At 71.8% G+C, this 13,618-nt stretch carries 10 protein-coding genes; 4 read left to right on the top strand and 6 right to left on the bottom strand.

Going from position 1 to position 13,618, the window contains the following annotated elements:
- Positions 1-160: 160 nt before the first annotated feature.
- The 3 genes from AOK03_RS18485 to AOK03_RS18475 form a co-directional block, all read right to left on the bottom strand.
- Positions 161-385, bottom strand: a complete 225-nt coding sequence (locus tag AOK03_RS18485; RefSeq protein ID WP_055566387.1) for a hypothetical protein — start codon at positions 383-385, stop codon at positions 161-163.
- On the bottom strand, positions 382-1,743 hold the full coding sequence (locus AOK03_RS18480) for an ABC transporter ATP-binding protein (protein WP_055566386.1): 1,362 nt from the start codon (positions 1,741-1,743) through the stop codon (positions 382-384). Before AOK03_RS18480 ends, AOK03_RS18485 begins: the two co-directional genes overlap by 4 nt.
- Before the next feature lie 113 nt (positions 1,744-1,856).
- Positions 1,857-3,590, bottom strand: a complete 1,734-nt coding sequence (locus AOK03_RS18475) for an ABC transporter permease (protein ID WP_055566385.1) — start codon at positions 3,588-3,590, stop codon at positions 1,857-1,859.
- Positions 3,591-3,962: 372 nt separating this feature from the next.
- Here AOK03_RS18475 and AOK03_RS18470 point away from each other — a divergent pair, with 372 nt between their 5' ends.
- The 4 genes from AOK03_RS18470 (at position 3,963) to AOK03_RS18455 (ending at position 8,853) form a co-directional block, all read left to right on the top strand.
- Positions 3,963-4,640: a response regulator transcription factor gene (locus tag AOK03_RS18470; RefSeq protein WP_055566384.1), complete on the top strand. Its 678-nt coding sequence runs from the start codon at positions 3,963-3,965 to the stop codon at positions 4,638-4,640.
- Positions 4,641-4,686: 46 nt separating this feature from the next.
- Positions 4,687-6,066 (top strand): sensor histidine kinase, encoded by a 1,380-nt coding sequence (locus AOK03_RS18465; RefSeq protein ID WP_055566383.1) that lies wholly within the window; start codon positions 4,687-4,689, stop codon positions 6,064-6,066.
- Positions 6,067-6,166: 100 nt separating this feature from the next.
- Positions 6,167-7,402, top strand: coding sequence for an LCP family protein (locus tag AOK03_RS18460; RefSeq protein WP_107098025.1), 1,236 nt, complete (start codon positions 6,167-6,169; stop codon positions 7,400-7,402).
- A gap of 53 nt (positions 7,403-7,455) precedes the next feature.
- Positions 7,456-8,853, top strand: a complete 1,398-nt coding sequence (locus AOK03_RS18455) for an FtsW/RodA/SpoVE family cell cycle protein (RefSeq protein ID WP_079074815.1) — start codon at positions 7,456-7,458, stop codon at positions 8,851-8,853.
- 152 nt (positions 8,854-9,005) lie between these two features.
- Here the strand turns inward: AOK03_RS18455 and AOK03_RS18450 are convergent, their stop codons facing one another.
- From AOK03_RS18450 to AOK03_RS18440, 3 genes are all read right to left on the bottom strand, one after another.
- Positions 9,006-10,997: an N-acetylmuramoyl-L-alanine amidase gene (locus AOK03_RS18450; RefSeq protein ID WP_055566382.1), complete on the bottom strand. Its 1,992-nt coding sequence runs from the start codon at positions 10,995-10,997 to the stop codon at positions 9,006-9,008.
- Between the two features lie 266 nt (positions 10,998-11,263).
- Complete coding sequence (locus AOK03_RS18445; protein ID WP_055566381.1) at positions 11,264-11,671, bottom strand: RidA family protein; 408 nt, start codon at positions 11,669-11,671, stop codon at positions 11,264-11,266.
- A gap of 128 nt (positions 11,672-11,799) precedes the next feature.
- Entirely contained in the window at positions 11,800-13,488 is a 1,689-nt protein-coding gene (locus AOK03_RS18440; RefSeq protein WP_055566380.1) for an ABC-F family ATP-binding cassette domain-containing protein, read from the bottom strand.
- Positions 13,489-13,618: the final 130 nt, after the last annotated feature.

The following is a 13,618-nucleotide window of genomic DNA, read 5'->3' as shown; positions in this document are numbered from 1 at the left end:
GCCGAACCGCACCGCAAAGGCGTACCGACACGGCGCTCGGAGCGCCCGAAAGCTCTCCGCAAAGCCCGCCGCTGAGTCACTGCGGACGGAGAGCCCGATGCGCGCCGAGCCCTCCACTGTGGCTCGTGTACGAGATCAACAGGGGGTTGAGGACGGGCTCTCAGAGATCGCCGGTGAAGTCGCCGCGGAAGTCGCCGCCGCCCGTGCGTCGGCAGGCGACGCCCCAGCCCGCCAGGGCGAACGCCACCGCCGTCACCGAGGCTCCGAGCAGCAGGCCGCAGAGGAAGTGGGCGGTCCCGGGGGCCGCGGTGGTGACCGCGGCCAGCAGGACGGCGGCGACGGCCACCAGGGTGGCGGCGGTCCGCAGGGAATCGCGTGAGGTCATCGGTCGTCTCCCGCCGTGTGGTCCTCGCGCGGCAGCAGCAGGACGCCGTCCCGGGCGTCGTACTCGAAGAGCTCGGCGTAACGGCCCCAGGTGACGGCGATGCCGAGCTGCTGCCGCGCGGTGTGCTCGGAGAAGCCCGCGCGCAGCCGGTCGGTGATGTGGTGCTCCCGCAGGCGCCCGCTGTCGGACGCCATGAGGAGCGTGCGGATGGTGGCGACGAGCGGGACGTTGGCGAGGACGGCGGCGGCGAAGAGGCGCTTGCGGGTGAGGATGTCGGCGTCGGCGAAGCCGCTGCCGGTGGTGGTCAGCCGCAGCTCGCCGGACCTGATCCTGGCGTAGGCGAGCGTCTTCGCGGCCTCCACCAACGGCATCAGGTCGTCGACCTCGTACGACAGCGCGTCGGCCAGCGCGGGGAGTTCCACCGCGCCGCCCCGGCCGTCGAGCTCTTCGAGGAGCCCGGTGAGCCGCTCCAGGTCGGCGTGCGGCAGGGGAGCCGCCGCGCGGAGGGGGTCGTGCGTGTCGAGGGTGGGCGGAAGTTCGGCCCGTTCGCCGGTCAGGCACTCGTACGCGTCCTCGATGAGCGCCTCGAATCCGCGGGTGCGGCGGTTGCGGGGGCGCGGGAGGTCCACCCGCAGTTCGACCTGGATGGTGCCGGGGTCGGTGTCGAGGATCAGGATGCGGTCGGCGAGCTGGACGGCCTCCTCGATGGAGTGGGTGACCAGCAGGGCGGTGCGCGTGGGGCTTTCGGGGCGGGTGAGCAGTGCGAGGAGCTCGTTGCGCAGGGTCTGCGCGGTCAGCACGTCCAGGGCGGAGAACGGCTCGTCCATCAGCAGCACGTCCGGTTCGACGACCAGGGCACGGGCGAAACCGACCCGCTGGCGCATGCCGCCCGAGAGCTCCTTGGGGTAGGCGTTCTCGAAGCCGTCGAGGCCGACCATGTCGATGGCCGCGAGCGTCCGACGGCGACGGGCGACGGGCTCGACGCCCTGTGCCTGCAGGCCGAGTTCGACGTTCTGCTGCACCGTGAGCCACGGCATGAGGGCGAAGGACTGGAAGAGCATGGCCGTGCCCGGGTTGGGGCCGGTCACGGCCGTGCCGCGGTAGTGGACCGTCCCCGCGGACGGGGCGAGGAGCCCTGCGATGTGGCGCAGCAGGGTCGACTTGCCGGAACCGGACTTGCCGAGGAGGGCGACGATCTCGCCCTCGTGCAGGGTCAGGTCGATGTCCTTGAGGACCGGCAGCACGCCGCCGGTGGGGGAGGAGAAGTGCTTGTGCAGTCCGCGGACGGTGATGACCGGGGTGTCGGCGACGGCGGGGGCCGTGGTGGCGACGGTGGTGGTGGGGGCAGCGGTGTTCATGGAATCGCTCCTCGGCGACGAGGCGGTGAGGCGGTGGCAGTGGTGTATTCGGAGCGCGCGCGACCGGTGCGCGGCGGCCCGGAACCTGCGGGTCCGGAGCCCGCGGCGCGCGGTCACGACGCGCAGCGCTTCTGCGCGAAGCGGTACAGGCGCCGCCAGAGAAGCCGGTTGATGATGACGACGTAGACGCTCATGAGGACGGCGCCGAGGAAGTTGCGGGCGAAGTCGCCCGACTCCGTGGCCCGGGTGATGTAGGCGCCGATGCCGACGGCGGTCAGCGTCGTCGTGCCGTAGCTGACGAGCTCGCCGGGGATGGAGGCGTTCCAGGCGCCGCCGGACGCGGCCAGCGCACCGGTCGTGTACGAGGGGAAGACCGCGGGCAGCACGAACTTCTTCCAGCGCAGCCAGCCGCGCAGCCCCAGGTCGTCGGAGGCCTCGCGCAGATCGCCGGGGATGGAGCTGGCACCGGCGATCACGTTGAACAGGACGTACCACTGGGCGCCCAGTGCCATCAGGGCGATGGCCCCCCAGTTGAGGGAGATGCCGGAGGCGCCGAGCACCACGACGGCGAGCGGGAAGAGGAAGTTGGACGGAAAGGAGGCGAGGACCTGGACGATCGGCTGGGCGATCCGGTTGACCTTCGGGTTCATGCCGATCCAGGCACCGATCGGCACCCAGACGAGCGTGGAGAACACCACGAGGATCATGACGCGGCCGTACGTGATCAGCGCGAGCCACGCCGCGTGCCCGATCTCGCCGACCGGGACGTTGTCGAGGATGTACGTGCAGGCCTGCCAGAGGACGGCCGCGACCGCCGCCGTATAGAGCACGTAGAAGGCGACGTCGGCGCGCCTGCGGCGGACCGGGTCGTGGTGCAGCCGCCCGGGGCTGGTGCCGAGGACGCGCATGGCGCGGTCCAGACGCTCACCGGCCGGACGCAGCATCCGGCCGAGCAGCGCGGGCACTGTGGAGCGGCGCAGCAGGTCGAGGAACCAGCTGCGGGGCTGCTCGGCGATCTCGCAGTCCTCGGTGCGGAACCGCTCCGCCCATGCGGTGACGGGCCGCCAGAACAAGAAGTTCACCGACACGACCATCGCGATCATGACGACGACGGCGAGCGCGACCCGCAGGCCCTCACCGTTGTCCAGGGCCTGCGCCACATAGGAGCCCACGCCGGGCAGGCCGTTGTCGCTGCCGTTGACGCTGATCGTCTCGGAGGCGGACAGCGCGAACCACGCGGCACCGAAGCTGATCATGCCGTTCCAGACCTGGGCGATCATGCCGCTGGGCACGTCCACCTTCCAGAACCGCTGCCAACGGGTGAGGCGCATCAGCCGGGCCGCCTCGTCCAGCTCCTTGGACTGGGTGATGAGGGACTGGTAGAAGGCCATCGCCATGTTCCACACCAGCGCGGTGAACACGGCGAAGACCGAGGCGAGTTCGAGCCCCAGGGTGGAGCCGGGGAACATCGCGATGAAACCGGTGACGGTGATGCTCAGGAAGGTCAGGACCGGCACCGACTGCAGGATGTCGATGGCCGGCACGATGACCTTCGCCGCGCGCCGTGAGCGGGCCGCCCAGGTGCCGAAGACGAAGGTGAAGAGCACGGCGGGCACGAGGCCGACGAACATCCGCAGGAGGGAGCGCGCCGCGTAGTAGGGCAGCTCGCCCGGATCGGTGGAGACGACCGGGGGCGCGTCGACGTCGAAGGGCTGGTCGGTCGAGGCGCCGACCCGGGCCACGAGAAAGAAGACCGCGACGACGCCCAGCAGGACGAGGACGTCGACGGGGCGCATACGGGCGACACGCACGGCGCCGCGGGAGGGAAACTGACGGAGTCTGGACATGGGAGTACCCGGAAGGTCTTGCGGGCACGACGGCACGGCGCGGGGGACGCCGCGCGGTGCAGGGCCCGGGGACGGGTGAACAGGGGTGCTTGCGTCAGGCGGCGGTACGCCGCGGCTGTCCAGCGGTGACGACACGCGTGGAGCAGCGGGACGCGCGACTGGGAGGGTCGCCGTAGAGCACAACGACCACCTCCTCACATCCTCGGGCAGCGCGTTCCTCGCGCCGTCCCCCAACGATCGCGCCGGAGCCCTGAAAGCAACCTGAGCGACCTGAGGCCCTCTTCAGCTTCAGGTTCCTCAGCCAGGGCTCAGGAACGGCCGCGTAGGGTGAGAGGTCCGCGTCTTATTTACGAGATATGTGATATTTGAACCGTGAAGATCCTGGTCATCGAAGACGAGCACGCACTCGCCGACACCCTGCGCCGGGCCATCTCCTCGGACGGCCACTGGGTGGACGTCGCCCACGACGGGCACACGGGGCTGGAGCTGGCACTGACCGGTGGCTACGACGTGATCGTGCTGGACCTGATGCTGCCGGGACTCAGCGGCCTGGAGGTCTGCCGCAGGCTGCGCACCCATGACGAACACGCCCTCGTCCTGATCCTCACCGCCAAGGACAGCGAGTACGACGAGGCCGACGGACTCGACGCGGGCGCGGACGACTACCTGACCAAGCCGTTCTCGCTCGTCGTGCTGCTCGCCAGGCTGCGCGCCCTCGGCCGCCGGGCCGGCCGCGACCGGCCCGCGACCCTTCAGGTCGGCGACCTGACGCTCGACGTCGTCGCCCGGCTCTGCAAGCGGGGCGAGCAGACGGTCGAGCTGACCGCGCGGGAGGTCGAGGTGCTCGGCTGCCTGCTCGCCGCGGACGGCGGCGCGGTCTCCAAGCAGGACATCCTCGACGAGGTGTGGGACTCGCCGTCCGATCTCGACCCCAACATCGTCGAGGTGTACGTGAGCTCGCTGCGCAAGAAGGTCGACGCGCCCTTCGGGCGGCACACGATCCGCACCGTGCGGGGCATCGGCTACCGGCTGGCTCCCGATGTTCCGTGACCGGGTCCGCATCTCCCCTGAAGGGGTCCGCAGGTTCCGCCCCCGCATGCCCCGCACCCTGCGGGCCCGTGCCACCGCCGCGGCCGTCCTCATCATGGTCGTGGCCCTCTCCATCGGCGGCGGCTGGCTGTACGTCACCCTGCGCGGCAACCTGATCGACAACGCGGGCGCCCGCACCGAACTCGCCGCCCGGCAGGCCGCCGCGGACATCGCGGCCGGGCCGGGGCGCCCGAGCGGCGACATGCCGGAGCCCGACGGCGGCGTGGACGCCGTGCTCGTCCTGGACGGCCAGGGCCGCCCACTGGCCAGCACCGCCCCCCACCCCGCCGCCCGCGCCGCCGTCCTCGCGGGTTTCCGCCCCGGGGCCGGAGAGGACTCGGCGGTGCGCGACTTCGCGCCCGCCCCCGCGCTGGCCAGCCACACCAGCGTCGTCGCCGTCGTCCGCACCCCTTCGCCCGACGGCGACCTCTACGTCTACGCGCTGACCGTGCTCGACGCCGTGGCCGACGCCCAACGGGCGCTCGGCGTCACCGTCCTGGTCGGCGGCCCGCTGGTCGTCCTGCTCACCGGAGTCATCGCCTGGTCCGTGACCGGTGCCGCGCTGCGGCCCGTCGAGTCCATCCGCAGGGAACTCGTCGCCGTCACCGCGGACCGGCTCAGCCGCCGCGTCCCCGCACCCGCCGGCCGGGACGAGATCACCCGGCTCGCCGAGACCGTCAACGACACCCTGGAACGCCTGGAGGACTCCGTCATCCGACAGCGCCAGTTCGTCGCCGACGCCTCGCACGAGCTGCGCAACCCCATCGCCGCCGCGCGCGCCGAGCTCGAACTGGCCCTCCTCAACAAGCCCGACCCCGCCACGGCCGCCTCCCTCGGGCAGGCCTTCGACTCCACCGTACGACTGGAGCGGATCGCCGCCGACCTGCTGCTCCTCGCCCGTCTCGACGCACAGCAGCCGCAGAGCGCGGAGCTCGTCGACCTGTCGCTGCTCGCGGCCGAGAAGATCGCCCGGCGCCGTTCGGCACGGGTGCCGCTGGTGCTCGTCCAGGCCGACGACCCGGTCCTCGTACGCGCCGACCCCGGGCAGCTGGAGCGGCTGCTCGCGAACCTCCTCGACAACGCCCAGCGGTTCGCCGACTCCGAGGTGCGCGTCATCACCGCGACGGACCGCGCGACCGGCACGGCGCTGCTCGAAGTGGTCGACGACGGGCCGGGCATCCCGCCCGAGGCGACGGAGGAGGTCTTCAACCGCTTCACGCGGCTGGAGGCGGACCGCAACCGGGCCAGCGGCGGCACGGGGCTCGGCCTCGCCATCGCACGCGAGATCGCCCGGGCCCACGGCGGGAGCCTGGCGGTGGCGCCGAGCGAGCGCGGCGCACGTCTGGTCCTGCGGCTGCCGACGGCGGACTCACCAGCCCGTTCCTGATCGGACCGACAGACCGACCGGCTCCGATCCGTGCCCCTTCCTGAAGACCTCTTCCGGTTCCTCAGGATCCGCTCAGGAAAGGGCGTTCAGGATCGTCCCCATGCCTCAGCACCGAGCCGTCAGCCCTCGCTCCCGACGACATCGCGCGCGCCGCCGGCAGTCGCCCGCGCGCGGCCTCTCGCGAAGGGCGCGGCTGGGCCGCACGCTGCTGGTCCTCACCGCCGTCCTCGTGCTCTGCGGCGGCGCCGCGGCCTGGTACCTGTACCGCGAGCTCGACAGCATCGGCTCCTCGGCCGCCCTCGGCGCCGACGCGCCCAAGTCGAAGGACGGCTCGACGAACATCCTGCTCATGGGCCTCGACACACGCAAGGACCAGAACGGCGAGGAGCTCCCCGGCGACGTACTGAAGAAGCTGCACGCCGGGAGTTCCGACATCGGCGGCTACAACGCCAACACGCTGATCCTGCTGCACGTACCGGCCGACGGCGGCAAGGCCAAGGGCTTCTCCATCCCGCGCGACGACCTCGTCGACATACCCGGTCATGGCCAGGACAAGATCAAGAAGGCGTACGGCCTCGCGAAGGCGGCGGCGGAGACCAAGCTGCGCGGCGAGGGAGTCACGGACGGACGCAAGCTGGAGCACGAGGGCAGGGAGGCGGGCAGGCAGGCGCAGATCCGGACCGTGCGCGACTTCCTGGGCATCCCCATCGACCACTTCGCCGAGGTCAGCCTCTCGGGCTTCTACCGCCTGGCCGACGCCCTGGACGGCGTCGAGGTGTGCCTCAACCACGCGGTCAAGGACCGCTACTCGGGGGCCGACTTCCCGGCGGGCAAGCAGGAGCTCGACGGGCAGCAGGCACTCGCGTTCGTCCGCCAGCGCCACGGACTGGAGCGGGGCGATCTGGACCGCACCCGCCGCCAGCAGGCGTTCCTCGCCTCCGCCCTGCACCAGGTGAACAGCGTCGGCACCCTGACCAGCCCCACGCGGCTGCTCGACCTGAAGAACGTGGCCAAGGACAACGTCGTCCTCGACGAGGGCTGGGGCGTCTTCTCCTTCGTCCAGCAGGCCAAGAACCTCACCGGCGGCAAGGTGGAGTTCACGACCCTGCCGGTGGAGAGCTTCGCCAAGCACAACGGCGAGGACGTGAACATCGTCGACCGCGACCTGGTGCGCCGCAGGGTGCAGGAACAGACGGGACAGGGCGCGCACTCGGGCCGCACCGGCTCCTCCGCACACAAGGCCGACGGAAAGGGCGGGAAGGACGGTAAGGCCGAGGAGAAGTCCGACGACAGCACCCCGAAGGTCGCCGGAGGTGGTGTGCCGTGCGTGGACTGAACGCCCGGGACGCGAGCCCCGAGGGGCTCGGCGCCCGGCGCACCGAGGCGCTGATGCTCACGTTCGCCCTCGCCGTCATCATCTACGGCTACGCGTCCGCCGGGCTCGCCATGACGGGCGGCCTGCCCTCCCACCTGCCCCACTTCGCCGTCTCCCAGGTCTGTCTGGCCGCAGCGGCCCACTTGGCCGTCCGCAGGTTCGCGCCGCACGCCGACCCGCTCATCCTGCCGCTCGCCTTCCTCCTCACCGGCCTCGGCCTCGTCCTGATCCAACGCCTGGACCCGGCCTACGCCGCGCGCTTCGACTCGGCACCCGCGAGCGGCGGCCAGCTCGTCTGGACCGTCCTGGCGGTGGCCGCCACGATCGTCGTGCTGTGGGTCCTGCGGGACTACCGGCAGCTGCAGCGCTACCTCTACGTCACCATGGCGGCCTCCATGGCCCTGCTGATGGCGCCCGCGTTCTTCCCCGGAGACACCTACGGCGCCAAGCGCTGGGTCCACCTCGGTCCGCTCTCCTTCCAGCCGGGCGAGTTCGCGAAGATCAGCATCGTGGTGTTCTTCGCGGGCTTCCTGGTGCTCAACCGCGACGCACTGTCCTGCACCGGCCGCCGGATGCTCGGCATGACGCTGCCCTACGGCCGACAGATCGGCCCGATCGCCGCGGTGTGGCTCCTGAGCCTGCTGGTGCTGGTCTTCGAACGCGACCTGGGCACGTCACTGCTGTTCTTCGGCGTCTTCGTCGCCATGCTCTACATCGCGACCGAACGCACCAACTGGGTGGCGTGCGGGATCGCCATGACCCTGGTGGGAGCGATCGCCGTCGGCACCACCGAACCGCACGTCAAGGGCCGGATCATGGCCTGGCTGCACCCCTTCGACATCTACCTGCCGCCCGATCAGCGCCCGCCGGGTCTGATCTCCGACCAGGCCGCGGAGGCGCTCTTCGGCTTCGGCAGCGGCGGCGTCACGGGCAGCGGCCTGGGGCAGGGGCACCCCGAACTCATCGGCTTCGCAGGGCGCAGCGACTTCATTCTCACCACCGTCGGCGAGGAGCTCGGCCTGGCCGGGGTCATGGCGGTACTGCTGCTCTACACCCTGCTCGTCGCACGCGGCTTCCGCACGGCCATCACCTGCGGCAACCCCTTCGGGAAGCTGCTCGCCGCAGGTCTGTCCGTGGTGCTCGCGTTCCAGGTGTTCATCATCGTGGCGGGAGTGACCGGCCTGATGCCGTTCACCGGCAAGGCCCTCCCGTTCCTCGCCCAGGGCGGCTCGTCCATGGTCGCCAACTGGCTGCTCATCGCGCTCCTCCTGGCCATCAGCAACCAGGCGCGCAGAGACCTCCACCGGGAAGCCCCGTCAGACACGCACACCGACCATCCCGAGCCCGTCGCGGGCGGCCGGGGACAACACCGACTCGTCCAGGCCGGCCAGGGGCACCCGGGCGACGTCTGACGTGGACCCACCGGACTCGGTGACCCCGTCCGCGCCGGGCGCGAGTTCGACGCGGCAGAGGAGCCCCACCGCGCGCTTCGGGTCGCTCCGGATCGTACGTCGGGTCCGGGCCTGCCCCCACGCAGACCCGGACCCGACTCATTCCGGCGAGGTCAGGAACCCGACCGCGCCACCTGGACATCGGCCGCCCGCACATAGCCGACGCGGTGCCCGTACTGGATCACGTAGTACATGTCCTTGCCGCGCACCACCTTGTGCGGTGCGGTGTCGAACGTCGGGGAGTAGAAGTACTCGCCCGGGACCTTGTCGCCGACGACGTACTTCTGACCCGCGAGGATCTTGTACGGCAGCGGCGAGACCGTCTGGACCGGCACGCCTGCCGGGTAGGCCTCCTTCTCGGGGTAGGCCCGCCCGTACACCGGGACCTCGCTCGCCCCGGCCTTCGGCGTCAGCACCAGGCCCTTCGCGTCGACCGCGGTGGGCTGCTTCTTCGGATTCTTGAACCAGGCCTTCTGGCCGAGGTACCAGACGGCCGTCCAGTCGCCCCGGCGCTCGGCGACCGCGTACTGCTGGCCGGTGGAGAGCCGCGCACCCGTGTCGTTCACGTCGATCGTGGAGTCCTGGCCGCCGGGGCGCTTGCCGATGTCCTTGATGAGCGGCGCGTCGTCACGCGGCTCGGTGTGGACGCGCACCGCCGCCGAGCCGTGCGGCACGCACTTCTCGCCGGGCTTCACGCAACCCGTGTACTCCGGCTGGTTCTTGGAGTACTCGGGCGCCACCGTCACCACTCCGCCGTCCGGACCCGCCGTGCGGTGGAACGGCTTGCCGAGCAGCGTGAAGTAGTGCTGCCAGTCCCAGTACGGGCCCGGGTCCGTGTGCATGCCCGGGATCGACGACGTCACCGTGCCCTGGACGTTGTCGTGGCCGAGGACGTGCTGCCGGTCCAGCGGGATGTCGTACTTCTTCGCGAGGTACTTCACCAGCCGCGCCGACGAGCGGTACATCGCCTCCGTGTACCAGGTGTCGGGCGCGGTGAGGAAGCCCTCGTGCTCCAGGCCGATCGACTTGGCGTTCACGTACCAGTTGCCCGCGTGCCAGGCCACGTCCTTGGCCTTCACGTGCTGGGCGATGTGCCCGTCGGTGGAGCGCAGGGTGTACTGCCACGACACGTAGGTCGGGTCCTGCACCATGTTCAGGACGCCTTCCCACCTGCCCTCGGTGTCGTGGACGACGATCGTGTCGATGCTCTGGCTCTTCGGCCGGTCCGACAGGTCGTGGTTGCCGTAGTCGGGATTGCCGTTGGGGTCCTTGAACTCCTCGTACGGCGCGGGAATCCACTCGCACGACACGGTCTTAGGGCACTCGGTCTCACCGGCGGGCGCCTTGCGCAGGCCCATCCGCTTCAGCTGCGCCGCGTCGGGCGCCAGGCCCGGCTCCGGCGCGAGCGTCACGCGCTGGCCCGCGTCCGTGGTGCGCCGTTCGCCGTCACGGATCACGGCGAAGACGTCGTTGGCGTACGTGGCCGCGGTGGCCTCGTCGTCCGCCCCGGAGAAGCGGGCGACGGCGCCGTACCAGTCGGCGGGGTCGCTGCTCAGCGGCTTGCCGAGCTTGCGCTGGGCCGCTGCGAGCAGGGCCGCGCCGCCCTCGACGTTCGCCGCGGGGTCGGTGCGCAGCTCGTCGGCGGACCGGCCGGACAGCTCGGCCGCGCGGGGCAGCGTCCGGAGGCGGGCGGGGAGTCCGGACTCGTCGGGCACCGCGGTCTTCGGCGGCGGCGCCGGGCGTGCGGTGTCGCCGCGCGGGTCCTCCGTGCCCTCGCTGTGGTGCGGGGCCGAGGCCAGGGCGGTGCGCGCGTCGGTGAGGTGCATGGGGCCGTAGCCCCCGGTGACGCTGGCCGCGCCGCCGTGCGCGTCCCAGCGCGACTGCAGGTAGGCGACGCCGAGCAGCACGCTCTGGGGCACGCGGTATTCGTCGGCGGCAGCGGCGAAGGCTCCCTGCAGCCGCTCCGCTGCTGCCTGTTGGGGAACGCCCGCGGACGGGGCCGCGCCGAGCAGCGGAATCAGCAGGCCGGCCGACGCGAGGGCGCCCGCCGTCCTGACGGTTCGTCTGCGCGCGGACGAGTTGGGGGCGGTGGCGGATCCTCGCAATGCAGCCTCCTGGGACTCCTGGGCCGATGAAGCGTGACGGGGCGTGCGGGGCCGGGCGTGCGTCAGTGGTACCGGCTCTCCGACGATCCGTCAATCATGCCCAGGAAGTGGGATTTCGCATGTCAGCGCCGGTCCAGGCGGGTCAAGGGCGCGCCGGGGACCGGTTTTCGCCAGAGGCGGCCCCACCGCCTGCGCTGCGTCAGTGGCATGGACCAATGAGCGGCCCCGAGATACACCTGTTCGGTTCAGTGCCCGGGAGCGGGAACTCAGTCGAGTACGGCGACGGCTTCGACCTCGACCAGATGGGCGGGCACGTCCAGGGCCGCGACCCCGAGCAGTGTGCCGGGCGCCATCGGGGTCACCCCCAGCTTCGCGGCGGCGCGGGCGACACCCTCCAGGAACAGCGGCATCTTGTCGGGGGTCCAGTCGACGACGTGGACGGTCAGCTTCGCCACGTCGTCGTAGGAGCCGCCGACCCCGGCCAGGGCGGTGCCGACGTTGAGGTAGCACTGCTCGACCTGTGCGGCCAGATCGCCCTCGCCGACCGTGACCCCCTCGGCGTCCCAGGACACCTGCCCGGCGATGTGGACCAGCCTCGACCCGGTCGCGACCGACACCTGCCGGTAGGCGTCGACTTCCACGAGTCCGGGCGGGTTCACCAGGGTGACGGTCATGCTGTGCCTCCTCGTCGGACCAAGGCGTCCTTGGTCTCCTGCGGTTACTGGGGAACCGTAGGAGACCAAGCGCTGACGTGGAAGAACGCACTTTTTGGTGACCGGGGAACCTCTTGGTTACCGCCCCCTCACCCATCGCTGTGGCCGGAGTTCCCGATCCGCAGACGCGGCCAGTGAGCGAGGTCCCGCAGCAGCTGCCGGTCGTGGGTCGCGACCACGACAGCGGCACTCGTGGAGCGGAGCGCCTCGGTCAACTCGTCGACGAGCGTGGCCGACAGGTGGTTGGTCGGTTCGTCGAGCAGGATCGTGCCCGGCCGTCCGGACAGTGCCAACGCCAGGTCGAGGCGCCGCTGCTGCCCCTGCGACATCCGCCCGACCGGCGTGCGCAAGGCATCCCGGTCCAGCAGGCCGAGCGAGCCGAGCGGGACGACGTCGGCGTCGCGCAGCACCCCTCGGGCGACCAGCCGCCCCACGTGCAGGGCGTGCACCTCACTGGCCGTGAGCCCTGGATCCTGCGCCGCGGTCTCCTGGGTCACCCGGGCGACCCGGGCCCCCTCGGCGGTGGCGACGTATCCGTCCGTGGGCGCGAGCGACCCCGCCAGCACCGAGAGCAGCGTGGACTTCCCGGCGCCGTTCGGTCCCGTGACGAGCAGCCGGTCGCCGCCGTCGAGCGTGAGGTCGACGGGACCGGCGAGGCGGCCGTCGACCGCGACACCGTGCGCCCGCAGCTGCGGCGCGCCCCGGCGGACGCCCAGGTCCGGCCCGTGGAACACGGGAGGCGGCTCCGGTACGTCGATCCGGTGCGCCTCCAGGGCGCCCTGCTGCCGCTTCAGCGCCTGTACGACACCGGGGGCCCGGGACTGACGCTGATGCTTGCCGGTTCCCTTGTCCGGACGCCACCCAGTCGAGAGCCGGTCGCGGGCCTTCGCCGCCGCGTCCTGCAGCCGCCGGTGCTCCTCCTGCTGCTCCTCGTGGTCCTGCTCCCAGCGCTCACGCTCGCGGCGCCGGGCGGCCTCCCAGGCGTCGTAACCGCCCGCGTACAGGCGGGTCTTCCCGTCGCGCGTCGGGTCGAGGTCGAGGAACCGGTCCGCGACGTCGCGCAGCAGCGCCCGGTCGTGGCTGACGAGGGCGAGGCCGCCGTCGTGCTCGCGCAGTCTGCGGGTCAGGAAGCCGAGACCGGCGGCGTCCAGGTGGTTGGTCGGCTCGTCGAGCAGCAGGACGTCGTGCCGCGCGCCGAGCAGGCACGCCAGCCGTACCCGGTAGCGCTGCCCGACCGACAGGGCCGACAGCGGACGGTCCCGGTCCGTGCAGGCACCGAGGGCTTCCAGGGCTACGTCGACACGGCGTTCGGCGTCCCATGCGTCGAGTCCGGTGGCGGCGTCGAGCGCCACGGCGTAGCGGTCGTCGGCGGCGGGGTCGCCGTCGGCCATGGCGCGGGTCGCCTCGTCCAGCGCGGCGAGCGCCGTGAGCGATGCCGAAAGGGCCTCGGACGTCAGGGTGCCGACGGTCTCGCCGTCCCGCGCGGACAGTTCCTGGCGGGCCAGGCCGATCGTGCCGACCCGGTGCACGGCGCCCTCGTCTGGAGCGATCAGCCCGGCGAGGACGTGCAGCAGGGTCGTCTTGCCCCGGCCGTTCTCGCCGACGACGGCGATCCGCGACCGGGCGGAGACGGTGACCGAGACGTCGTCGAGGACGCGCCTGGCCCCGAGGGTGACGGTGACGCCCTCGGCACGGACGTGTGCGCTGCCGCCCGCCTCGACGGGCTCGGGCACGGGCAGGGACAGGGGCGCGGTTTCGGGAAGGGGGGTGGGGTTCACGGGGTGCTCCGCAGCTCGCAGGGAGCCGGGCAGCGACGAGCGGCCGCCCGGCGGGAACCGGGACGGCGAGCGCTGATTCAGTGGGAGAAGGGCGCCGCCGTCAGCGGGCGGAGCGGACCTTCTGCGACCA

Source organism: Streptomyces atriruber (assembly GCF_001418325.1).
In the GTDB taxonomy this organism is placed as follows: Bacteria; Actinomycetota; Actinomycetes; order Streptomycetales; family Streptomycetaceae; genus Streptomyces; species Streptomyces atriruber.
The sequence above is the reverse complement of the archived record's forward strand: the minus strand, read 5'-3'. Positions and strand labels throughout refer to the sequence as shown.

Coding starts and splice junctions, on each gene's coding strand:
- AOK03_RS18480 (WP_055566386.1), bottom strand. CDS start 1,743: ATGAACACCGCTGCCCCCACCACCACCGTCGCCACCACGGCCCCCGCC.
- AOK03_RS18445 (WP_055566381.1), bottom strand. CDS start 11,671: ATGACCGTCACCCTGGTGAACCCGCCCGGACTCGTGGAAGTCGACGCC.
- AOK03_RS18475 (WP_055566385.1), bottom strand. CDS start 3,590: ATGTCCAGACTCCGTCAGTTTCCCTCCCGCGGCGCCGTGCGTGTCGCC.
- AOK03_RS18455 (WP_079074815.1), top strand. CDS start 7,456: ATGCTCACGTTCGCCCTCGCCGTCATCATCTACGGCTACGCGTCCGCC.
- AOK03_RS18460 (WP_107098025.1), top strand. CDS start 6,167: ATGCCTCAGCACCGAGCCGTCAGCCCTCGCTCCCGACGACATCGCGCG.
- AOK03_RS18485 (WP_055566387.1), bottom strand. CDS start 385: ATGACCTCACGCGATTCCCTGCGGACCGCCGCCACCCTGGTGGCCGTC.
- AOK03_RS18465 (WP_055566383.1), top strand. CDS start 4,687: ATGCCCCGCACCCTGCGGGCCCGTGCCACCGCCGCGGCCGTCCTCATC.